22 protein-coding genes are annotated in these 24473 nt (G+C 35.7%); 20 read left to right on the top strand and 2 right to left on the bottom strand.

Annotated features, from left to right (window positions below):
- Positions 1-29: 29 nt before the first annotated feature.
- The 3 genes from mntR to KDN24_RS14455 all read left to right on the top strand — a co-directional run bounded on the left by mntR (position 30) and on the right by KDN24_RS14455 (position 1987).
- Entirely contained in the window at positions 30-458 is a 429-nt protein-coding gene (mntR, locus tag KDN24_RS14465) for a transcriptional regulator MntR (RefSeq protein ID WP_409973570.1), read from the top strand.
- A 135-nt stretch (positions 459-593) separates the two neighbouring features.
- Positions 594-1295, top strand: coding sequence for a class I SAM-dependent methyltransferase (locus KDN24_RS14460; RefSeq protein ID WP_409973571.1), 702 nt, complete (start codon positions 594-596; stop codon positions 1293-1295).
- Positions 1295-1987, top strand: a complete 693-nt coding sequence (locus tag KDN24_RS14455; protein WP_409973572.1) for an AIM24 family protein — start codon at positions 1295-1297, stop codon at positions 1985-1987. The genes KDN24_RS14460 and KDN24_RS14455 overlap by 1 nt, the downstream gene beginning before the upstream one ends.
- Positions 1988-2023: 36 nt before the next feature.
- Here the strand turns inward: KDN24_RS14455 and metA are convergent, their stop codons facing one another.
- Positions 2024-2932, bottom strand: a complete 909-nt coding sequence (metA, locus tag KDN24_RS14450; RefSeq protein WP_409973573.1) for a homoserine O-acetyltransferase MetA — start codon at positions 2930-2932, stop codon at positions 2024-2026.
- Positions 2933-3112: 180 nt separating this feature from the next.
- Here metA and KDN24_RS14445 point away from each other — a divergent pair, with 180 nt between their 5' ends.
- The 16 genes from KDN24_RS14445 (at position 3113) to KDN24_RS14370 (ending at position 22174) form a co-directional block, all read left to right on the top strand.
- Positions 3113-4801, top strand: coding sequence for a formate--tetrahydrofolate ligase (locus tag KDN24_RS14445; RefSeq protein WP_409973574.1), 1689 nt, complete (start codon positions 3113-3115; stop codon positions 4799-4801).
- A gap of 14 nt (positions 4802-4815) precedes the next feature.
- Positions 4816-5343, top strand: a complete 528-nt coding sequence (locus KDN24_RS14440; protein ID WP_409973575.1) for a hypothetical protein — start codon at positions 4816-4818, stop codon at positions 5341-5343.
- A 376-nt stretch (positions 5344-5719) separates the two neighbouring features.
- Positions 5720-8794 carry a GNAT family N-acetyltransferase gene (locus KDN24_RS14435; RefSeq protein WP_409973576.1) on the top strand — a complete coding sequence of 1025 codons (3075 nt, stop codon included), beginning with the start codon at positions 5720-5722 and terminating at the stop codon, positions 8792-8794.
- A 16-nt stretch (positions 8795-8810) separates the two neighbouring features.
- Entirely contained in the window at positions 8811-9665 is an 855-nt protein-coding gene (locus tag KDN24_RS14430; protein ID WP_409973577.1) for an amidohydrolase family protein, read from the top strand.
- 79 nt (positions 9666-9744) lie between these two features.
- The gene (gene fakB, locus KDN24_RS14425) at positions 9745-10587 is read left to right on the top strand and encodes a fatty acid kinase binding subunit FakB (protein ID WP_409973578.1); all 843 of its coding nucleotides are present in this window, start codon (positions 9745-9747) and stop codon (positions 10585-10587) included.
- 87 nt (positions 10588-10674) lie between these two features.
- On the top strand, positions 10675-11319 hold the full coding sequence (locus KDN24_RS14420; RefSeq protein WP_409973579.1) for an HD domain-containing protein: 645 nt from the start codon (positions 10675-10677) through the stop codon (positions 11317-11319).
- Entirely contained in the window at positions 11319-13196 is a 1878-nt protein-coding gene (locus KDN24_RS14415) for an ABC-F family ATP-binding cassette domain-containing protein (protein ID WP_491348056.1), read from the top strand. The genes KDN24_RS14420 and KDN24_RS14415 overlap by 1 nt, the downstream gene beginning before the upstream one ends.
- A 90-nt stretch (positions 13197-13286) precedes the next feature.
- Positions 13287-14414: a conserved virulence factor C family protein gene (locus tag KDN24_RS14410; protein WP_409973581.1), complete on the top strand. Its 1128-nt coding sequence runs from the start codon at positions 13287-13289 to the stop codon at positions 14412-14414.
- 15 nt (positions 14415-14429) lie between these two features.
- Positions 14430-14864: a BrxA/BrxB family bacilliredoxin gene (locus tag KDN24_RS14405; RefSeq protein WP_409973582.1), complete on the top strand. Its 435-nt coding sequence runs from the start codon at positions 14430-14432 to the stop codon at positions 14862-14864.
- A 53-nt stretch (positions 14865-14917) separates the two neighbouring features.
- Entirely contained in the window at positions 14918-15727 is an 810-nt protein-coding gene (locus KDN24_RS14400; RefSeq protein WP_409973583.1) for a class I SAM-dependent methyltransferase, read from the top strand.
- Between the two features lie 405 nt (positions 15728-16132).
- Positions 16133-16729 (top strand): YpjP family protein, encoded by a 597-nt coding sequence (locus tag KDN24_RS14395; RefSeq protein ID WP_409973584.1) that lies wholly within the window; start codon positions 16133-16135, stop codon positions 16727-16729.
- Between the two features lie 133 nt (positions 16730-16862).
- Positions 16863-17630 carry a MeeY/MeeF family manganese export membrane protein gene (locus KDN24_RS14390; protein ID WP_409973585.1) on the top strand — a complete coding sequence of 256 codons (768 nt, stop codon included), beginning with the start codon at positions 16863-16865 and terminating at the stop codon, positions 17628-17630.
- Between the two features lie 106 nt (positions 17631-17736).
- Positions 17737-18948: an HpcH/HpaI aldolase/citrate lyase family protein gene (locus tag KDN24_RS14385; protein WP_409973586.1), complete on the top strand. Its 1212-nt coding sequence runs from the start codon at positions 17737-17739 to the stop codon at positions 18946-18948.
- Positions 18875-20245 (top strand): phosphoribosyltransferase family protein, encoded by a 1371-nt coding sequence (locus tag KDN24_RS14380; protein WP_409973587.1) that lies wholly within the window; start codon positions 18875-18877, stop codon positions 20243-20245. Before KDN24_RS14385 ends, KDN24_RS14380 begins: the two co-directional genes overlap by 74 nt.
- A gap of 4 nt (positions 20246-20249) precedes the next feature.
- A complete protein-coding gene (locus KDN24_RS14375) occupies positions 20250-21368 on the top strand; it encodes a cysteine protease StiP family protein (RefSeq protein WP_409973588.1) in 1119 nt (372 codons plus the stop codon).
- Positions 21369-21370: 2 nt separating this feature from the next.
- Positions 21371-22174 carry an HAD family hydrolase gene (locus KDN24_RS14370; RefSeq protein ID WP_409973891.1) on the top strand — a complete coding sequence of 268 codons (804 nt, stop codon included), beginning with the start codon at positions 21371-21373 and terminating at the stop codon, positions 22172-22174.
- Here the strand turns inward: KDN24_RS14370 and KDN24_RS14365 are convergent.
- Positions 22171-22410: a hypothetical protein gene (locus KDN24_RS14365; RefSeq protein ID WP_409973589.1), complete on the bottom strand. Its 240-nt coding sequence runs from the start codon at positions 22408-22410 to the stop codon at positions 22171-22173. The two genes, KDN24_RS14370 and KDN24_RS14365, sit on opposite strands and share 4 nt — an antisense overlap.
- A gap of 422 nt (positions 22411-22832) precedes the next feature.
- Between KDN24_RS14365 and KDN24_RS14360 the strand changes: the two genes are divergently transcribed.
- Complete coding sequence (locus tag KDN24_RS14360; protein WP_409973590.1) at positions 22833-24470, top strand: YceG family protein; 1638 nt, start codon at positions 22833-22835, stop codon at positions 24468-24470.
- Positions 24471-24473: the final 3 nt, after the last annotated feature.

Here is a 24473-nt window from a genome sequence, read left to right as displayed (position 1 = left end):
AGTTGCTAGTTCTTATAGGAGGGTATAGGATGCCAACACCAAGTATGGAAGACTATATTGAACAAATTTATATATTAATTGATGAGAAAGGGTATGCCCGTGTTTCCGATATTGCGGAAGCCCTTTCTGTTCATCCCTCCTCTGTAACAAAAATGGTTCAGAAACTTGATAAAGATGAATATCTAGTATATGAAAAATACAGAGGGCTAATATTAACATCAAAAGGTAAGAAAATTGGGAAGAGACTTGTATATCGTCATGACTTACTTGAACAGCTTTTACGCTTAATCGGAGTAAAAGAAGAAAATATTTATGAAGATGTTGAAGGAATCGAGCATCATTTAAGCTGGGATGCCATTGATCGAATTGGTGATTTAGTTGAATATTTTGAAGAAGACGAGTCACGAGTCAATTTATTAAGAGAAATCCAGAAGAAAAATGAGGAACAAGAAAATTAATATTTTTTTCTAAAAGTGGTATCAGAGATATCACTTTTTTTATGTCAACATTTTTCTATAGCGAATGCCTTAAATATGGTAAAATCAAGGAAATGTATAGTCAGACTTGCTAATTTAAAGTTAAAGAGGGATAGAATGAATCGGTTTAATTGGATAGAAGAGGCAGAAAAGCAATGGGATGAAAGATCGAGTAGTTGGAATTCAAAAAGCCAAGAAATGTGGGAGACAGGAAGCAGGAAGGAAATTATCCCTTATTTCTCAAAATATATCCATACGGGTAGTGTAGTTTGTGATGTAGGGTGTGGAGATGGATACGGTTCTTTTAAATTAGCAAAACTAGGTTATAAAGTAATGGGTGTAGATATTTCAGAGGAGATGATCCATAAGGCTGAACTTGTAAATAGTGAAACAAATGCCAAATTTAAAAAGGGAGATATCGCAGAGCTGCCATTTTCAAGTAATTTGTTTGACGCAGCGCTTGCAATTAATTCATTAGAATGGACTGAGAAGCCACTTAAAGTACTTAAGGAAATGCAAAGGGTTGTAAAGCCATGTGGGTTCGCCTGTATAGGGATTCTTGGCCCAACTGCGGGTCCGAGGACAAATAGCTACCATCGTTTGTATGATGAAAAAGTTATTTGTAATACGATGATGCCTTGGGAGTTTGCAAGGCTGGCTTCTGAAAATAATTGGAAAATAATCGATGGCAAAGGTGTTTATAAACGAGGAGTAGATGGAATGCCAATTGGCTCATTGTCTATTGAATTAAGACAATCACTCTCATTTATGTGGCTATTTATTTTAAGAAATGATAAACAAGAAAGGGTGAATGATTGATGAGTCGTTATTCGATCGAGGAATTTGTGAGCAAAACTCAGCAACAAGATAAGGGAGAAGGTTTATTTGAACTTGAATCACCGAGAATACTTGAAATAAATTTAACCAATCAAATATGGGCAAAGGCAGGTGCGATGATTTCCTATCGTGGAAATATAAAATTTGAAAGAGAAGGTATTTTTGAACATGGCATAGGAAAATTATTCAAAAAGGCATTAACTGGTGAAGGAACTTCATTAATGAAGGCAACTGGTCAAGGAAAACTTTATGTTGCTGACCAAGGGAAGAAAATTTCAATTTTAAATTTACAAGGCGATTCCATCTTTGTAAATGGCAATGATCTGTTAGCATTTGAGCCATCCATTAATTGGGATATTAAATTGATGAGAAGGGTTGCAGGGATGATGGCAGGCGGTCTTTTTAATGTACGTTTAGAAGGAACGGGCATGGTCGCAATTACATCTCATTATGAGCCGTTAACTTTGCTTGTCAGTCCGAATAATCCAGTTTTTACAGACCCAAATGCAACAGTCGCTTGGTCTGGAACATTACAGCCAGAATTTGTAACGGACGTGTCTTTTAAAACTTTTATCGGTAGAGGCAGTGGTGAATCTATCCAAATGAAGTTTTCTGGAAATGGTTTTGTCGTGGTTCAGCCATTTGAAGAAGTATATTTTTCTGAACAAAAGTAAAGCCCGGCATCTGCTGGGCTTTATTAACTTTCTTATTTATTTCCATTCAAAAGGAGTTTCTTGGTAAACATAATAATTTAGCCAATTCGAGAAAAGCAAATGGGCATGTGAGCGCCATTGATTTAATGGCTGTTTTTCTGGGTCATCATTTGGAAAATAATGTTCGGGGACTTGAACATCCAAACCTTTAGAGGTATCTCTTCTATATTCCTCGGCTAAAGTATGGGCTTCATATTCAAAATGTCCAGTTAACATAATTTGTTTACCATTATTAGCACTTATAATAAATGGTCCAGCTTCTTCTGAAACAGCAAGTAATTTTATGTCAGAATGATGTTGAAGCTCATCTAAGTAAATATCTGTATATCTTGAGTGAGGGGCGAGAAATAGATCATCAAATCCTCTTAATAATTTTTCAGACCGATCACTTACATAATGCCTATAAACACCTGAGCATTTTCGAGGCAGTTCATATTTATCAATATTGAAATGGTAGTATAGTGCAGCTTGTGCTCCCCAACAAATATGAAGTGTGGAAGTTACATTCGTATTTGTCCACTTCATAATCTCTTTTAATTCATCCCAATAATCAACTTTCTCAAAAGGAAGCAGCTCAATGGGCGCCCCCGTAATAATCATTCCATCAAATTTTCGGTCTTTGATTTTTGGAAAAGTAGTGTAGAACTGGTCTAAATGCATTTGGCTTGTATTTTTCGATTCATGTGTTGCCATTTTTAAAAAAGAAATATTAACTTGTAAAGGTGTGTTTCCTAAAAGTCTTAATAGTTGTGCTTCCGTTTTTTCTTTTTGAGGCATTAAGTTCAGAATTAGTATATTTAATGGGCGTATATCTTGAGTTTCGGCCCGACCCTCATCCATTATGAATATATTTTCTTCCTCTAAAATCTCTCTTGCGGGAAGGAGTTTAGGAATTTTAATAGGCAAATCATCATCCCCCTGTGTGAAAATTCAATTAAATCTATTATAAAGACGATTGGTTCCTGTATCAATGCTTATTTGCTTTGACAAAAAATCTTAAAATTCATATCTACTTAAATCGGAATGAATGTTACAATAATAAACGTAGTAAACGTTTTCTAAAATTGGATGCAAGGGGGATTAGAAATGAATGTATTACCTGTTTACAAATCAGACATTGAAATCGCTCAACAATCACCAATGAAACCAATCGTGGATATTGCTGGAAAAATCGGCCTCCATGAAAATGATCTTGAATTATTTGGAAAGTATAAGGCAAAATTAACAACAGGAGCTTTAAAGAAATTACAAACAAAGAAAAGCGGAAAAATCATTCTCGTTACTTCTATTAATCCAACTCCTGCGGGTGAAGGGAAATCGACTGTCACAGTAGGGCTTGGAGATGCATTGACTCAAATTGGTAAAAAAGCAATAATCGCGATGCGTGAACCTTCGCTTGGACCAACGATGGGGGTAAAAGGTGGGGCAACAGGAGGAGGATATTCGCAAGTTTTGCCAATGGAAGATATTAACTTGCATTTTACGGGTGATTTACATGCCATTACAACTGCAAATAATGCGTTAGCAGCATTTATTGATAATCATCTTCAACAAGGAAATCAGCTGAAGATTGATCAAAGAAGGATTGTTTGGAAACGAGCTCTAGATATGAATGATCGTGCACTAAGAAAAGTTATTATTGGTTTAGGTGGACCTGTTCAAGGTGTACCTCGTGAAGATGGCTTTGACATTACTGTCGCTTCAGAAATCATGGCCGTCTTATGTTTATCTACTGATTTGCAAAATCTAAAGCAAAGATTAGGTCAAATGGTCATTGCGTACAATTTCGATAAACAGCCTGTTACTGTAGCTGATTTAGGTGTTGAAGGCGCATTAACAATGTTTTTAAAAGAGGCAGTAAAGCCTAATTTAGTACAAACAATTGAACATACACCTGCGTTTATCCATGGTGGCCCTTTCGCAAATATTGCACATGGCTGCAATAGTGTGATTGCTACAAATGCAGCCTCAAAACTTGCTGATTACGTTGTAACAGAGGGTGGCTTTGGAGCTGACCTTGGTGCAGAGAAATTTTTACATATTAAAGCTAGAAGTGCTGGAATTAAGCCTGAGGCGGTTGTAATCGTTGCAACAATTAGAGCATTAAAAATGCACGGCGGCGTTCCAAAAAATGAACTTAGTCAAGAAAATATACAGGCTTTAACAAAAGGCTTTGCAAATTTACAGAAGCATATTGAAACAATTGAAAGCTTCGGATTACCATTCGTTGTCGCTGTAAACCGTTTTGTTTCAGATACTGAACAAGAAGTTAATACCTTAATAGAGCTTTGTGGTCAAGCAAATATTCCAGTTTCCTTAACAGAAGTATGGGAAAAAGGTGGGGCAGGTGGAGTAGACCTTGCAAATAAGCTTCTTGAAGTAATCGAGAAACAGGAGTCAAACTTCCAGCCATTATATGATCTTTCTGAGTCGCTTGAAGAGAAAATATTAACAATTGCGCAAAAGGTTTATGGGGCTGATAAAGTTGAGTTTTCATCGAAAGCAAAAAAACAACTGCAAGAATTCGATCAATTTGGTTGGAGCCATTTGCCAATATGTATGGCAAAAACACAGTATTCACTATCAGATGATCCGACGAAGCTTGGACGTCCAACAGGGTTCACGCTTTCGATAAGAGAGTTAAAGCCGTCTATTGGTGCTGGATTTATCGTCGCATTAACAGGTGATGTTATGACGATGCCAGGTCTGCCAAAAGCACCAGCTGCGTTAAAAATGGACGTAGATGAAAATGGAAATGCGATCGGATTATTTTAATAGGTTTATCGAACATGTTTGATCCAACAGCATTTGAAAACATGAAGGTCGTTATAGAAGGCGAGCTTTATGATCGTGACTTAACTGGTGAGATTCGAATTAAGGACAGAAATGATATCTTTAATTCAGCAAAGCTTTCAAGAAGGTACGATATTACCTTTTCTGATCTGAAAGATATGAAAGTTGATGTATGGTGTACATTTATATTGGAGGCAGGATTAGCAAACTTAGCAGCAGAATTATTGCCCATTGCTCATTCCGCCAAGCTTGCAGGCTGCCAAATCCAAATTGAGTTTTCCTTTGTACATAAAGAAAACATTTCATTTGCTCAAACTATCGAACGTGTCCTTAAAGAAATATGGGGCCAAGATCGAATAATTAACATGATGACTAAACGAGCACCATTTTCTGAAAAAAATGAAGTCACATATGAGGCTGCTGTCACATTTAATCGTTTAATTTATGAGGATCAAGTGGATGATCTAACTGCAATGGTCGATTACATGATCGATAGTATAGCTAAATTAAGAGCTGCCATATAAAAATATGAAGAGGCTGACCCAAAAGGTCGTTAAAAACGACTTTTTAGAGCCAGTCTTTTTCTTAAGAATGATTTACTTGTTAAAGGCCCACCGCTTGCTCCAAGGAAAGCGAAGCGTCTGGAACGGAAATCAACGGACAGATTCATAAGAGCATAGAAAAAAAAATATTGGGACACCCTTTTTTATTGAAAAATAAAAAAGATGATAAATTTCAAAACTATCTTTACATTCAAGCGTCCAGCTAATACGATATAGAAGAATGTGGAAAACATTCAAATAATATAAGGAGGAGATGTAAAATGATGACAATAATTTTAAAAGGTGAAGGTATCGATAAAGATAGACAGGATGTAACCTAGTTAGGGAGGAAAACATAATGGGTCAGATGACAAATACGATCGTAATTAAGGAATATCATAAAGGATTGGCACGTGGAATTGCTAGAATGTGGAATCTCAGCCGTGATAGTTGGGGCGGAGATACAAAAGTGCATACAGAAGAACAAGTATTAACGAAGGAAGAGAACTCAGGCAATATTAGTTTGTATCTTGCACTAGATGGGGAAGAGGTTGTTGGTTATTGTGGTTTATCGGAATATAAGGAAGATACTGGTTCATTATATATTCCTCTTCTCAATGTAAGACCTGATTATCATGGAAAGAAAATTGGCAAAATGCTTCTCATGAAAGCAATAGAAAAAACAATTGAACTCGGATGGCCACGTCTTGATTTATACACTTGGCCAGGAAATGTAAAAGCGGTTCCCCTTTATAAAAAATGTGGATTTTTCTGGGAAGATAGAGATGACACAACACATTTAATGAATTTCATCCCTGCAGTCATAAATACGCCGCTATTAAAGCCGCTATTTTCGAAGCTAAATTGGTATGATAATAGTGTTCGAGAAATAGAAGTTAAGCCTGATGGTTTTAAAGAAAATGGATTTTCTTTCTATGAATATGAATGGAAAAATGAACAGGCGAAGGCAAGGGTGCGTTTTGAACGGACAGGGAGAGGAATTAGTTTAATAGATACCGATGAATTCTTTCTTGAGCTTCGTCTAGCCGAACATGAAGTGATTGAAGAAGAAGTTCAGAAGTTTGAAATTAAATTTATCAACAAGTTAAATAAACCGGTATCCTTAAAGGTGAGGGGAAAGCAACACGAACGGGTTAATTTGTCACTACAAGAAGAAATGCAAGTCGATAACAATGTGACGATTACAAACGAGGTTATTTTCCTAAAGGGAGATGAACCGAGTGTATGGAAAACACACCCTTATTTATCTGTATGTGTAGCCATCGATGGGCAAGAATGTGAATTAAGGCTAGGGGTATTCCCGAAACAACCTGCAAAAATTTCAGCAAAAATGGATGGAAATCTTAGTTTTCTTGGTCAAGATTCAGTGATAGAGCTTGAAATGGAAAATAGCTTAAAAGAAGATGCCGAATTTGAAATTTGCTTTTCTGAAACAGAATTTCTTCAATTAAACAGTAATGTTCATTCTATTTTCATTAAGAAAAATGAACGAAAGCTAGTGAAAATTCCGGTCATCGTTAATCAATTTGGTTTTTATCAACCTGAGGTAAATGTTAAAGCAATGAAAGCTGACGGGACAGAGTTAAGCTTTCAAAATAAAAATGTCGGAATCGCTTTAAAGGGCTGCGGAGAAAAATTTGGAGGGGAATCAAAGGATTATTGGCATATTTATAATGGTATTTATCAAGTAAATATTCGAAAAATGGACTACTTGATGACTGCAGGGAGAAATCAACTTTTCGATCAAACCTTTGCTTTTTTTGTTCCGAAACTAGGAAAGCCTTATTCGACTGAATTTTCGAAGCAAAAACCGAATAAGGTTGAATGGCACTGTGATGAGACTGCTGTAACCTTTAAGATGGTATTTTATTCGAAAGATTTTAAAGGAATATCACTGACATTATATATTGCTCTTTTTGGTGAAGGGCTTGTAAAGCGATGGGCTGAGGTTGAAAACATTGGTGAGCAGACATATAGTGAGTTATTTTTAAATGAATCCATTTATCATGATAAGAAACATCCATATATCCCGCTTGAAAATGAGGTAATCGAATTCTCAAATACAAAACAGCTTGAATTTGGTGATATTCACTCAAACAGTGTATCAAGCAATTGGTATTTTTCAGAGGATGATGGGGAAGCAATAGGTTTTTGCTGGTCAAAAAAGTGTAAAGCGAATTTTGAAAGCTGGCAATTATATTTAGAATTTAAACTTGGATTACTGAATCCTGGGGATAAGCATGTAACAGATCCTAGTTTCCTATCAGTTGGGGCATTTAGAACTTGGCAGGAGCTGGAGGCATTTGCTGAACAGAACCCAAGAGTAAATCGGACTCTCACAAAGGTAGAGCAGTCTCTAACTATAGAAGGGGCTAACATGATTTTATCTGATTCAGATCATGTTTCCTTTCAGTTTAAGTCTTATCGCACAAACTACTTGAAGGGCCAGTTTGAGGTTTCCTTAAATAATGAAAGCATGAGCATGAATGAAATAGTTGAGGAAGAAGCGAAAACCATTTATTGTGATCGAATACCACTCGAACATGCCACTCCTATCTCAGTGCTGTCATGTTCATTGAAAAGTGAGAGCAGAAACACTTATTTAGAACATTTACTTATCAAAACAAAAGGAGAAGTCAAGTCGTATATCGAGGAAACAGACAATATTACTTCTTATGTACTAAATAACGGAATTATCACAATTAAAACAGCACCAACGTTTTTTCCAGGACTCTACTCACTTGCATATAACAAAAATGAATGGTTTGATACTTCCTTTCCAAAGCTTACAGCAAAGGGCTGGTGGAATCCGTGGGCTGGTGGAATGAAATCAATGCCTTCACAATTAAATGCTTTTTCTCTAATGAAAGAAAAAACAACGCACGAAATTATTGAATTAACTGATGTGAAAGGTAATAGATGGAAAAGTATTGCGTTAACGACAATGATAAGCAATCATCCGAAATGGAAGGGACTACAATATACTCAATATTTTGCACTTCTTCCAGGTGTACCGGTTTTAGCGTATTTTGTAAAAATTATTGATTCTGGTGGGAAATCTCTTATAGATGAGGTTTGGAATACTGATTTGTTTATAAAAGGAAACCCTTTACAAGATTTAACTGTAGTCCCATTAGAAAATGGCGAAGATAAACAATTCCATGTTGGAAAAGAAGAACAATTGCTAACGATGAATATAGCTAGTCTTATACAATCTCAATCAAGGGATGAAAAAATGTATATGATAAAAGGGGCAGATAGTCATTTGTTAGAGGGCTATATGAATAAAGAAATATTTCAATTTGTAAATACGCAGACAGCGAAAGCGAGTATTAAACCAAGCTTTATATTATTTGATCAGAGAGAGCTGTCTACTACCGTGCTGCAAAATCTTCAACAAATTGAATTTTAGTTTTAAAGGAGAAAATATGAAAATTATTGACGCACATATTCATTTTTCAGATATTCAATCCTTTCATCAAACAGCAAAGGAACTTTCATTCGTTGATTATTCGGCAAATGGTTTTATGAAGGAATATAATGAAGTAAATGTCGTACTCAGTATTGCTATGGGATTAACAGAAACAAAAAATATAGGTTTCCCTGATGACGAAGTAGCTACGCCAATGGGACTGGATTTAGCCACTGAGTTACCTAATCAAATAGTCTATTGTCCAGGGATCAATCCTTATGATATGAATGCAGCTGCTTTAGAAAAGCTTGAATTAGAAGTTCAGAAGCCAAATGTAGTTGGTTTGAAAATCTATTTAGGCTATTATCCTTTTTATGCGTATGATGAAGTGTATGAGCCTGTTTATCAATTAGCTGAAAAATACGGTCTTCCAGTCGTATTTCATACTGGTGATACCTATTCAGAAAGGGGATTATTAAAATATTCCCATCCGCTCACAATTGATGAGGTTGCTGTAAAGCATCGAAATGTAAATTTTATGATGGCCCATTTTGGGGATCCTTGGACTTTAACGGCAGCCGAAATTATTTACAAAAATCGCAATGTTTTTGCTGATTTATCAGGAATCATCGTCGGAACTGAAAAAGAACTTAACAAATATAGCGAAGGTAGATTTTTAGATCATTTAAGACATGCACTTGAGTTTGCTAATTCTTATGATAAATTATTATTTGGAACTGACTGGCCGCTTGTGCCAGTTGGCCCCTATATTAAATTTATTAAAAATCTTATTCCAAAGCAGTATTATGAGGAAGTTTTTTTCCATAATGCATTAAAGGTATTTCCAAAAATTAAAAATTTTATTTTATAATGCTTTTGTTAGACTGGAGGTTGGCATTTTATATGCTAACCTCCGGATTCTTTTTCGAGCTGGAAAGTAGGTATAAAACATGACTAAAATAGCATGGGTAATTGATAGTACTGCATTTAAAGATGAAGAGCTCTTGAATCATCCTGATGTCTACAGTATTCCAATTACAATATTACTTGATGAACAAGAATATACGGATGGTGTAGATTTAACCCCAGTCCAACTTTATGAACAGCTAAAAGAATTAAAAACTCCTCCAAAAACATCCCAGCCTTCAATCGGAGCATTCCGTTTCCTATATGAAAGCTTAAAAGATCGTTATGATGTAATTATTGCAGTTCTCATTTCTAGTAAACTGAGTGGAACGGTTTCTTCTAGTGAACAGGCATCACAATTAATTGATATGCCCATTTTAACGATTGATTCAAAAATCCTTACCTATCCATTGACAAAAATATTAAAAAAGGGAATCGAATGGGCAGAATCTGGATTAAATGTTGAGCAAATTAAAAGAGAGCTAGAAGATTTTCGTGAAACAAACGAAACGTACGTCCTAATTGGGAGTTTGGAACAGCTTCATCGAAGTGGTCGTTTATCAGGATTGCAATTTTATCTTGGAAGCATGATGAATATAAAACCAATTATTTCAATTGAAGATGGAACATTACTCATTAAAGAAAAAGTGAGAAGTGAACGAAAAGCGAAGGATAAAATTATTAAGCTTCTACAAGAGGCAAACAATCGAGAAAGCGTAAAAGAAGCGTATATACTGTATGGACTACATGAGATTGAAGCATTGAAATGGAAGGAAGAGCTACTCATGCAATTTCCTACTATTCAATTTAGCATCTATCCACTTGGTGCAGCAATCGGTGTTCACGCAGGTGAGAATACGTTAGGAATTAGCTGGTTTAACAGCTAATGTAAATAGATTATGCCGATATTTTTTTAGAAAAGCTTCCTTCGTGTTAAAATGATAATGAAGTGAAACATGAAGGTGGCGTTTTAGATGAATAAAGAAATGATTAAGAGAACGGAGCATTTTGTACAAAGGACACTTGGAAATGATAGTACGGGCCATGATTGGTATCATATTAAACGTGTACGCAGCAATGCTCTTTACATAGCAGAAAGAGAAAATAAAGGGGATCATTTTATTATCGAAATGGCTGCCTTACTCCACGATATACCAGATGAAAAGTTGAATCCTTCCAAGGAAGCTGGAGAAAGAAAACTAGCTGAGTTTTTGGAACTTATCCAGCTAGATCAGAGAAGAAGTAATGAGATTGCCGGCATTATCAGTTCTATTTCATTTAAAGGTGGAAATAATACAAAGGCAATGAGTATTGAGGCAGAAATTGTTCAAGATGCCGATCGATTAGATGCGATAGGAGCAATTGGAATCGCGCGAACATTTGCTTACGGCGGCAGTAAGGGTCAAGCACTCTATGATCCGAATATTGCTGTTAGAGACATGATGACAGAGGATGAGTATCGCAATGGAAAATCAACTTCTGTCCACCATTTTTATGAAAAGCTATTAAAGCTTAAAGATAAATTAAATACGAATACAGCTAAGAAAATGGCTGAAGAACGTCATCAATGGATGGAAAAGTTCCTTGAACAATTTTTTTATGAATGGAATGGTCAGTAATGAAAATGATTTCAGTTGAAAATATCACAAAAACATATGGTGAAAAAGAGCTTTTTTCCAGTATTTCGTTTTCGATTGCGGAAAAGGAACGGGTTGGGTTAATTGGTGTAAACGGAACAGGCAAGTCCTCCTTACTCAAAATTGTGGCTGGGGTTGACCTTCCTGATTCTGGAGAAATAATTTGTGCGAAGGATTACACGATCTCTTACTCAGCTCAGCAGCCTGATTTAGATTCTAGTTTAACTGTTCTCGCACAAGTATTTGCTGGCGATGCCCCAGTACTTGTACTACTAAGGCAATACGAACAGACATTAATTGAATTAGATCGATCACCGAACGATCATACTATTCAAGATAAACTTTTTCAATTACAAAAGAAAATGGATGCTTTACACGCGTGGGAAGCAAGTACAAACGCAAAAACAATTTTGACAAAGCTCGGAATTGAGGATTTTGACAAAAAAATCGGAGAGCTCTCAGGTGGGCAAAAGAAAAGAGTAGCCCTTGCCCAAAGCTTAATTCAATCAGCTGATTTACTTATTTTAGATGAGCCGACAAATCATCTTGATTTCGAATCGGTGAAATGGCTTGAAGAATATTTAAGTCGCTATCAAGGTGCACTATTACTTGTAACTCATGATCGTTATTTCCTAGATCGTGTTACGAATCGGATGTTTGAACTTGATGGAGGTAAACTTTATAGTTATAAGGGAAACTATGGGGCATTCTTAGAAGCGAAAGCAATACGAGAGGAAAACGAAGCTGCAACCATCGAAAAAAGAAAAAATCTTTATCGTAGAGAACTTGAATGGATGAGAAGGGGAGCAAAAGCAAGAACAACGAAGCAAAAAGCGAGAATTGATCGCTTCGAAAATCTCGATCATCAGCTTGCTTCAGTAAAGGCTGTCGAAAAGCTTGATATGTCTTTAAATGGGAGCAGACTTGGCAAACAAGTTTTTGAATTAAAATCTGCATCGAAGAAATATGGAGAGCAAATCATTTTGAATTCTTTTGATTTGCTTGTGAAGCCAGGAGATCGAATTGGCATTATTGGCAATAATGGAACTGGAAAATCTACGTTACTTAATATTCTAGCAGGTAAAATTCCGTTAGATGATGGGGAAAGAATAGTTGGACAAACGGTTAAGCTCGCATATTATACACAGGAAAGTGAGGATATGGACGAGAATAAGAGAATGATTGAGTATTTAAAAGAAACTGCGCAAATAGTGGAAACGTCTGATGGGAAGACAATTTCTGCTGCTCAAATGCTCGAACGATTTCTCTTTCCATCCTTTACTCATGGCACACCGATTCGCAAGCTTTCTGGTGGCGAAAAGCGGAGACTGTATTTATTGAAAATATTAATGTCAGAACCAAATGTCCTCCTGCTTGATGAACCGACAAATAATCTTGATACACAAACATTAACAGTGCTTGAAGATTATTTGGAGGAATTTTCTGGTGTCGTCATTACTGTTTCCCATGATCGCTATTTTTTAGATAAGCTTGCTGAACAGCTGTTTATTCTTCAAGGCCAAGGAAAAATTGACACATTTTACGGAAACTATACTGATTTTCTTGAAAAAGAACGTGAAAAGCCTGTTATTCAAGTGAAAACAGTGAATAAAGTTGTCAAAGAACAAGAGAAGCCAAAAAAGAAAAAATTATCTTATAATGAACAACGAGAGTGGGAAGGAATTGAGGATCATATTGCTAAAGTTGAGGCTCGATTAGAAGAAATATCTTCTGAGATGGCTAAGACAGGAAGTGATTTTGAAACAGCACAAGTGTTAATGGAAGAAGAAACGAAACTAAATGTTGAGCTAGAAGGCTTAATAGAACGGTGGACATATCTTTCTGAGCTTGCTGAGTAGTCCCCACAAGTGATTAGTAAATATACTTATGTTAAAATTATATAAGTTAACATAGTAATTATAGGTTTATTAAGCTGAGGTGGGAGATTTATGAAGATAAATGCAATCGAACCAACGCCAAGTCCGAATACGATGAAGGTTATTTTAGACGAAGAGCTTCCAATGGGAAAAAGCAATAATTATAAAAAAGAGAACAGTGATGGGGCGCCAACTGTCATTCAAGCAATTTTAGCGATTGAAGGAGTAAAAGGTGTATATCATGTTGCAGATTTTTTAGCAGTTGAAAGAAATGCAAAATATGATTGGAAAGATTTATTGCCTCAAGTACGTAACGCATTTGGGGAAGAGACAGAGGCTGATCACGATTCACAAAGTCGTGTAAATGAGCACTTTGGTGAAATTAAGGTCTTCGTCCAAAAGTACAAGGAAATTCCGATGCAAGTAAAGCTAACTGATGGCACAGAAGAACGGCGTTTCGGGTTACCAGATTTTTTTATTCAGGCAAGGTCTGAGGCTCAAAACAAAGATGATAATGTAATTCTCGTTCGAAAATGGATCGAAGTTGGAGTTCGTTACGGGGATTTTGATCAAATTGGAAATGATGTAGTAGAAGAATTAGTGGCCGCCTATCCTGAAAGTCGCTTGCAAGGACTCGTTGAACAAGCAAAGTCTTCTAAAGAAGGACTAGAAAAACATGCTCGTCAACGTTTGAAGCTCAAGCTAAATGATTTAGAAAATCCCGATTGGCGCGTTCGCTATCAATTGTTAGAACAGATGGATGATCCGACCCTTGAAGATCTACCTGTTTTAGAAAAAGCTTTACAAGATGAAAAAACGTCAATCAGAAGACTGGCAACGGTTTATCTTGGAATGATAGAAGATAAAGAGGTATTGCCATTTCTCTACAAAGCTTTAAAAGATAAAACAGTTACAGTAAGAAGAACTGCTGGAGATTGTTTATCTGATCTAGGATTTAAAGAAGCAATGAATGAGATGATGGAAGCGTTAAAAGATAGCAGTAAGCTAGTCCGTTGGCGTGCTGCAATGTTTCTCTATGAAATTGGAGATGTAAATGCTTTAACTGCACTTAAAGCAGCTCAAGAGGATTCTGAGTTTGAAGTAAGTTTGCAAATTAAGCTAGCAATTGAAAGAATAGAGCAAGGAAAAGAAGCGAAAGGCTCTGTTTGGAAGCAAATGACGGAAGCAAGAAAAAATTAACGGAGGCGAAAGAGAATGTCAATGGCATATGAAGAATATATGAGAGAAATGGTTAAACCAATGAGGAAGGAACTAACTCAAGCTGGTTTTAGTGAATTATTAACGCCTGAAGAAGTAGAGAAGTTTATGGTTGATGTTAAAGGTACTTCACTCGTATTTATTAACTCTGTATGTGGTTGTGCTGCAGGCTTAGCACGACCTGCTGCAACTCAAGCAGTATTGAGAGCAGAGAAGAAACCAGATCAGCTTGTGACAGTATTTGCAGGTCAAGAGAAAGAAGCTACAGCGAAAATGCGAGATTACTTCGAGGGCTATGAGCCATCTTCACCATCAATGGCATTATTAAAAGATAATAAAGTTGTACATTTTATCCATCGCCATGACATTGAAGATCACTCAATGGAAGAAATTATGCAAAATCTACTTGCTGCTTTTGAAGTAAATTGCTAAGAACGTCTAATGGCGTTCTTTTCTTTTGGCAATTATAGGGGTTGATGAGTTAAATGATTATTACGACAGCAGGAAGAACAAATATTGACATGACAGTAGAGGCCATAAAAATTGCCAAACAATTAAACGGCCGATTTATTGAGAGAAAAAAGCGGTCTGTTCAAGCAATACAACTTGCGGAGGGTGAGGATTGTATCGTTGTTGGAAAAGAGCGACTTGAGCTTTATCCGTTTGGCGAGAAGGAACCATTCTTTTTTCATCCGAATTCTGCCATGTTTCGCATAAAACGCTTAATGAAAGGGGAACATGATCCATTCATTCAAGCAGGCTGTCTCAAAACCGGTAGTACTATTCTTGACTGTACTTTAGGTCTCGCTTCAGATAGTATTGTTGCAAGCTATATTGTCGGGGAAAGTGGGAAAGTGACTGGTGTAGAAGGAAATCAATATTTGAGTTATATTGTGCAAAACGGTTTGCAACGATGGGATGCTAGTGAAGAGTTGATGAATCAAGCAATGACTCGGATTAATGTCATCAATGGTCTGGCATTATCGACGCTGAAAAGTTTGCCTAATAATAGCTATGATTGTGTATATTTTGATCCGATGTTTGAAGAACATATTCTTGAATCAGATGGAATAAAAGCATTAAGTAGGTTTGCGGTTTATGAAGAAATTACACAAGAGTTGATGGATGAAGCGGTAAGAGTTGCAAAAGAAAGAGTTGTTCTAAAGGATCATTATCGCAGTTCTCGTTTTGAAAAGTTTCAATTCAATGTTTATAAGAGAAAAACAGCGAAGTTTCATTATGGAGTTATTGAAAAAATGGATAATGTTAAGGAAAAAGGGCTTAAGTTTCATTGAAGATTGTACTCTTTTTCCTTAACCTATCGAAAGCTTCATTTAATCTGCAATGGCGAGATAAACAAAATATCCGAGTAAAAATAAAGATAGTAGAACAATGATGAAAGACCAATCCATGAATAAATCACCTCATTTAATATACTTATAATTAAGATTATTCTGCATATTTAGATTATACGTTATATTTATCATATTATTCATCGGTTTGCAATGATAAATCTATTGAAAATGTTAAATCATATTATTTTTTTATTAAAAGTTGAATCTATTTTTCCATTTTATCGTAATAAAAAGTATAATAGAGTCAATATCGTTCATCCTGAAGAAAAGCTTTAAAAAGTGATGAAACAAATGAATAAATGTGGAATTCTGAAAGAAAATTAAAGAAGAAGGGAGGGCAAAGGCATGCCAAAATGGCTTCGAAAATCGTTTGTCATTATCGTAACCATTTTAACCTTTGGCTTAGTTACACCTTCACAGGCATTTCTATATGATCACTCTAGTGCCGTTAAACCACCGAAGAAGGATATTGTAGAAGATGAGAAGTGTGAAATTAATTCAGCTGCTGCGATAAATGATGAGACCGGTTTTCTTAAGCGAGAGGATTTTATGAAAAGAGTTTTAGACGAGGCCGAAGCTCAATCCTTCACAAAATTTGGAACAAAGATTAAACCAGTGATTGAAAATGAATTCACTGATCTTATTCTACCTAATATTGAGAGAGCGATTTCAAATGTTGCAGATCAATTTCCAGAAGAAGAGCTTAGTAATTTAATAGTTTCAGAAACTCCTGGTAGAGGTCACTCAGAAAAGATTTTCCATATTACAAATACAAATACAAACGAGGATATAATTCGTTTCCATGTTCGAAGAGATCATCCTCCAAAACAAGGATATTGGTTTAACTTTCACTACCATACACATCATGACAAATTTCAATCACACCATGATTTAGGGTCTATTTATTGGAATAAAAATACTCCTCCAAAATGGATGAGTTAATTGTTAAAAAAATGTTTTTTAGATTTTTGAAACCTTTTCTTGAATCTTTCGTAAATATCAATGTAATCTAGTAAACTTATAAGTTTTTACTTTACAAAAACAACAATTGATTTTCCAGGAGGAATTGGCACGAATGACGATTATGGAAGGTATTTTACATACCTATGCCCAGTTTTTTAACTGGGAGATGTGGGTACAAGTTCTATCTGACCCTGTAAGCTGGGGGTATATAGGAACTCTTGTAATTTTAGAAGGGCTACTTTCTGCGGATAATGCTCTCGTTCTCGCTGTAATGGTAAAACACTTACCTGAAAAACAGCGTCGAAAAGCTCTTTTCTATGGTTTGCTTGGGGCATACGTATTCCGATTTATTGCAATTGGAATTGGCGTATTCTTAATTGAACTATGGTGGGTAAAGGTATTAGGAGCCGCCTATCTTGCATGGCTAGCTATCAAATACTTTATCGATAAGAAAAAAGAAGCTGACGCAGATGAAGATGAAGTGAAAGGAATGAACCAAAAAGGGATACTTATTCGTCTTTTCGGTGTATTCTGGGGAACCGTTATCGCTGTCGAGCTAATGGATATTGCTTTTTCAGTAGATAGTGTGTTGGCAGCATTTGGTGTCAGTCAGCAAGTTTGGGTACTTCTTCTCGGGGGAATGCTTGGTGTTCTTATGATGCGGGGGATTGCTGGTGTATTTCTAAAGCTGATTGACCGCGTACCTGAGCTAGAAACATCCGCATATATTTTAATCTTGATTATTGCTGTAAAAATGCTATTAGGTGTAGTTGGTATTAACATTGATCACATTTACTTCTTTATCATTTTACTCATTACTTTTGCGGCTACATTTATTGTCCACTTTATGAATAAAAGGAAAGAAGCAGCTGGTGAATAAATAATTTGAAGTTAAAAAGGGAACTGACAATTGTCCGTTTCCCTTTCTTTTTACCTTCTTCATTGTAATCAGCAGAAGTCGATAGAATAGGAACGGAGTATACAAGATGAGATTATTTTCAAATATCCCCACTATAGTAAATGAGCAGATTTTCTTCAAAAGGCCGAGTGAATTTACAAAACATACGCGGAAGGAGCTATTGGCATATGCTTTAGGGGCTACACTTTATATGCCGGCAACGAGGCCAAATATTCATCAAGATTTACTTTCTAAGAAGCATTCTGGTTTGACGTCAATGGTTATTTGTTTAGAGGATGCGATTGGTGATGAAGAGGTTGGCACAGCTGAAAAACTACTTGTTAAAGAGCTGGAAAGCTTAAGTAAAGAAATTGAAAAGGGATTATTAGTTGAAGATGATTTGCCATTAATTTTTATTCGAATAAGAAATTATGAACAGCTCCTTCGTTTAAAAGACATGCTTCAAAAAGGATTTGATTTATTAACGGGTATTGTCATTCCAAAGTTCACTTCTGAAACAGGTACACTCATTTTACAAGAAATAAGAGCTTTAAATAATGAAGGTATTTGCCTCTATGCACTGCCTATTCTCGAAACAAAACGAATCATTGAAAAAGAAACGCGACTTGAAGAGCTTATTGCAATAAAAAGCATTGTAGATAAGTTCGAGGACTTAATTTTAAATATTCGAATAGGGGCAACTGATTTTTGTGGTTTATACGGGATTCGAAGAAACTCGGATACGACTGTATATGATATTGCTGTTATAAGAGATTGTATTTCTGATATTGTAAATGTCTTTTTGCGATCTGAACAGCCCTATGTCATTTCTGGTCCGGTTTGGGAATATTTCTCCTCAAAAGACAGAATGTTGAAGCCTCAATTACGTCAGACCCCATTTCGGAAAAGCTTCGGACAAGAGGGGATAGAATTAAGGGAAGAATTGATAGATAAGCATATGGATGGTTTAATGAAAGAAATTATTATGGATATTACGAACGGACTTACAGGGAAAACAATCATCCATCCAAGCCATATTAAACCTGTACAAGCTTTAAATACAATATCCTACGAGGAATATTTAGATGCGAGAAGTATTATCGATAAAGCTGATGGAAGAATCGGTGTAATGAAAAGTGCTTTTCACAATAAAATGAATGAAATTAAACCTCATTATTATTGGGCACAAAAAATTCTTTTAAAGTCAGAAATTTACGGGGTGCTGAATGAAGATTACACATATGTCGACTTGCTCACAAATGAAATTTACGCTTCCGGTCCTCAAACAGTTAAGCGTTAATATTAAAATAACAGAAAATCCGTATGGGTTGCCATTTGATGAATTATTTACGATGGCTGCACGAATTAATAAAAAGAGAGCGTTTTTATTTGTAAGCAAAGTGTTAGGAAAGCATATTCCTGTAAATCCTAACAAAAGTTTGTTGGTTGGGGCTTTGCTTGCTAACCGTTATATAGAAACTGTAAAAGGAAAAAACACTGAAAAAAAAGAAATGCTGCTCGCAGCTTTTAATCAAACTATCGAAGAGTTTCAGATGCAACCTTTTATAAGTGAAAACGAAAATCCGATTATAATCGCTTTTGCTGAAACAGCCACCGCACTTGGTCATGCTTTTTTTGAGAATTTTCGTCAAGCAGATTTTTTTCATACGACAAGAGAGCAAATAATTGGAGTGGAACCAGCAATTGTGTTTGAGGAAGAACACTCACATGCGACCTCTCATCGCTGTTATGTTGATGGAAGTATGCTCAATAATGAAAGAGAGATTATTCTTGTTGATGATGAAATGACAACCGGAAAAACGAATATTAATATTATCCGTCAAATTCAAGAAAGATTTCCTCGTAAAACATATACAGTTGTGTCGATTTTAGATTGGCGTTCGGAAGAAAATCTACATTCTTATAGTGAGCTAGAGGAAGAATTAAATATCGTCATCCATTCTGTCAGTCTTCTTAAAGGAAGCATTCAGCCTATTGGAAAAATAAATATTGCAGAGAACATTGGAAAAAAAGCAGATGACTTCTCGGAACTACCCGAAATAACGAATATTTCAATTGAAACATCTTTTCCTGGTATGTTTAATTCAGTCCCCTTTATATCAAAAGCTATGAGTGGAGATATGAGCAGCATTCCGTATCTAAATGAAACAGGAAGATTTGGGATAAATTCAAAAATGAATGTTCAGTTGAATCGAGATTTGAGTGAAATCGGGACCTATTTGGCAAAGAAGAGGAATGGCGATAAAACACTTTGTCTAGGTACAGGAGAGTTTATGTATTTGCCAATGAAGTTAGCCTCATTTATGGGTTATGGAGTTTCTTATCAGTCTACAACGAGAAGCCCAATTTACGTCCGGGAAAATGAAGACTATGGTGCCCGTTTCGGATTGGCATTTCCAAATCCAGAAGATTCGGGAATGGAACATTTCGTTTACAACATACCACCATTTGAATATGATGAGTTATTTCTTTTCATTGAAAGAGCTGTTCCAACAGAGAAGTTATTGCCGTTCTTGGGCGAATTGAAAAAAACAACGATAAAAGATGTAAAAGTAGTCTTCTTTAATGGAGGATAGACAGATGAATAAAATAGTAAATAACAAGATTCGATTTGGTTCATATGATGAAAGCGATGTCATTTTTTTGTTAAAGGATTTAAGTGGATGTGCACTAGAAGGTTCAATTGAAAACAGGGAGAGGAAAATTCAATTAGGTCAGCATTATAGTGAAACATTGCCAATTGAATATCAGCCTCCAACTAATTATTTGCAGCTTTTTAAAGATTCGCTCAAGGAATTCAAACAAAAAGTGGCATTAAGCATTGGCACGGTAGCAGAACAAATTTATCAATCGAAAGGAAATAATCTCGTCCTTGTTTCGTTGGCTCGGGCTGGAACACCAATTGGTATACTTATTAAAAGATATCTTTCGAATTGTTATCATATTGATCTCCCGCATTACAGTATTTCGATCATTCGCGATCGTGGAATAGATGAAAATGCGATTCATCATATATTAAAGACCCATCCAGGAAAAGAAATTCAATTCATTGATGGCTGGACAGGCAAAGGGGCGATTTCATTAGAATTAACGAAGGCTTGTAAAGCTTTTTATGAAAAATATGGAATTGTTCTTGATGATACTCTTGCTGTTTTAGCAGATCCGGGTCACTGTACAAGCCTATACGGTACGAGAGAAGATTTTCTCATTCCAAGTGCTTGTTTAAATTCTACTGTTTCTGGGCTTGTGAGCAGGACAGTGTTAAATGCAGAATTGATTGGACCACATGATTTTCACGGAGCAAAATATTATAAAGAATTGATCGAAGCTGACGTCTCGAATGAATACTTAGATGTAATTACAGGTGAATTTTTCGCGATAAGGGATGAAGCTTGTAAAGAAGCTGAATACTTATTGAAAAACCATAAAATTGCCTCATTTCAAGGAATGAAGGAAGTACAAAAAATCGCAGCAGAATTTGATATTGATTGTACACACTATGTGAAACCAGGAGTTGGGGAGACAACTCGGGTACTATTAAGAAGAGTCCCATGGAAAATTTTAATGAAGGATCCGAAAAGTCGATATGTTGAACATATTATCATGTTAGCAAGAGAAAGAAATGTAGAAGTTGTACATTATCCAAATATGAGTTATACATGCTGTGGTCTCATAAAGAAGGTAGGAAATGATACGTGAAGATGTTTGCTTCTGATTTAGATCGGACACTGATATTTTCGAGGCGAGCATTGGCCGAATTTGGGCAAGCGGAAGAATGTGAATTACTTTGTGTTGAGCGGAAAGATGATCAAGACGTAGCTTTTATGAAGAAAAAAGCATTTAAGTTGTTAAAAGAAATAGCTGCAAATCTTTTATTTGTCCCAGTAACAACAAGAACTTATGAGCAATTCAATCGTATTTTTCCATTATCTGAGGATATTGTGTTACCATATGCTGTTACTTCCAATGGAGCGAATATTATTCATGATGGAAAACCACTTATAGAATGGAATGATTTTGTCCAAAAACAGCTGCGAGATGATTGTGCATGTCTTGTAGAAATGGTGAAGAACTTAGAAGAACTTAAACTGAATGGAACATTAAAAATAGCGGAAGATCTTTTTTTCTACTATATCCTTAATGAGCCAATCACCATTCCTGTCATAAATCGAATTAAGGCGATTGCTATTCATAATGGCTGGAGAGTATCGATACAAGGAAGGAAACTGTATGTAATGCCAAAGCCTATTAGTAAAGGTGCGGCCATTCGTTATATTAAGGAAAAGCATGGAATCAAGACCGTTTATGGTGCAGGGGATTCGATTTTGGATTATGATTTTCTGCAATTATGTGATGTGGCATATATTCCAATACACGGTGAGCTAGTTAAAGAGAACATATTAAATGCCCCATTTATTGTAACTGAGCAAAAGGGAGTTAAGGCTGGGGAAGAAGTATTGAGGAATATTGCAAATACTTTGAAGCTAGCGGCAAGTATTTGCTAATCTCCCAGCCATTTTCTCAAAAAATAATAAAGGGAAGTTCCTAAAGCAATAATGGTTAAGAAAATAATTACTGCCCCTGTCAATGTTGAATGAAGCGGAAAGGTTATAATGGATACAAGCAAAGATAAACAAACTAAATCGAGTATGATAAAATACGCTGAAAATAATACATTTTCAACGATTTCCAACTCTGAATTTGATATTCGAAATTGTGCTCTTCTGACAAAATGTCTCATAACATCACCTTCTAATCTTCATACTTTAGCTTATTCAAGGACAAAATCAATGGTGAAGGCTCTGTCATAATTTCGAGTTCAATGAAGAGACAAGGAAAAATTGAATAATATGACTGCACAGAATATCGCATAAGAAAAACTTGGCGAATGCCAAGTTTTTTATGAATCTTTCTTCACGATTATTTCGTAAATTAATCAATGAAATATTTCGGAAATCGTTCGTACGTATGATATGATTGTAATATCTTTACATAACAAGCTCATAGGAAAGTTCAAGCTTATTAATGTGCTAAAGTGAAAATGAAATTTTTGATAAAAATAGTAACAATCACGTAGGGATAACTGGAGCATTCACCGAAAGGGCTAGGTAAACGTCAAGTTTTTCTTATGATCTTTCGCTTATAGAGGGAAGGGATAGATAAATGAACAATTTATACAGTCAACTGAAAACTCACATATTGCCTGTGTCTTCAGAAAATTGGTTATCTACCATTAAGAAGCCGCTAAATGAAAGACAACTATTTTCTATCGATCAGGGAACAATTCAGATCGGACAAGTGGCTGCTCAATTTTTGGGCATTACGCTTGATGAGGATGAGTATTACAATCATTTATATGACTATATTCATACCGAACAGTCTGGACTGACGTTAATAAGCGAGGATCTATTGGATAAGACGATTGATAATCATCAGTTCCAATCAATACAAAAGGTTTTGAATATTAATCTGGAACAAAACTTATCGATTAATCGGTTTGTTGCATTTCTAGACGGGGAACAGCTCTTATTAAAATCAAAAAACCATGCTTTACATCGAAAAATTAGGGAAGCAATGATTGAAGTTTTGAGAGTGTTTTCCACAAAAGAGTTAGAAGGCTTAAAAAGTCAAGAATTACGTAGGGTGTTAGTTGATATCATAAAATGGACGATCAATCATTTAGGGAATGAATGGGATCATGTAAATCCTGAACAGTCAATGCCTAAATTTTTATGGTACGGAAATTCGAATCGGAGCCATCAGTATTTTCTCTATTATTTATTGCAATTAGGCTGCGATGTTGTTGTATTCTCGCCTTCTTGTGATGATGTTTTTAATGAGTTTGAGCAGATAAAAGAAAAGATTTTTCATTATAAGTATCCAGGGATGAAACAACCAGAGCCGTTTCCAACCGAAAAACGGAGGAGAAGTGCGACTGTTGCTTATCGAGCATCAAGAGAAATAGAATCTATTCTAAATCATGAAGGTTCTGGATTATATAAAGCATGGCAGCTCCGGGATTATACTCCTCTATCTGTTACATTAAAAACAACGTATGATGAATTGTTTATTTTAATAAAAGAAATAGCGATGATTCGACCGAACTTTGAAGTGAAAAATGGGCAGGTAAAAATCCCCGCCATTTTCGCAAAGATACAAGGGGTCAGCAGAAACAGGAAAGAGTATTGGGATCGGCTACAGGCAATCAGTGAATTTGATCATAGCCTATTAATTAGGCGTTTTCCTTTTACTAATAATATTAATAATGATTTCCGGTTTCACTATCGAAACGCACTTGATAAAGATGGTTTACTTGATACGCAAAAAATGATAACGGCACATTATTGGAAATATAAACATTTGCCAACTGGATTGCAAAATGGGATTGCCACCGCCATTCGGAATATATGTGCAAGACCACAACTAAAGCCTATTTATCATGAAGAAGCTGAGGATTTGAAGACCTATCTTTTTACACAAGGTATGCAAATCCCAGCAAGTGTATTAAAGTTACTGCAAAAATTTGATTATTCACAAGAAGTTCCAAAGTTTATTTTATATAATAATGAGCTAAACGGAACGATGACAAGAACTGATGCAGCCCTTCTTCTATTATTAAACCAATTCGGTTTAGACATCGTTTTATATAATCCTTCTTGCCAAAACGATTTAGAAAACTTTATTAATGACGGGGTTTATGATGTTCATTGGCTTGAAGATGTTGTTTTTGAACAAGAATTTAAAGAGCCTTCCTTTTTCAAAAAGGTACAAGGAATTTTTAAAAATATGAGAGGAGTTTGAACA

The organism is Cytobacillus sp. Bva_UNVM-123 (genome assembly GCF_046351715.2).
Classification (GTDB): domain Bacteria; phylum Bacillota; class Bacilli; order Bacillales; family Cytobacillaceae; genus Cytobacillus.
Note: the sequence above shows the minus strand (reverse complement) of the source record. Positions and strands in the feature narration are given on the sequence as shown.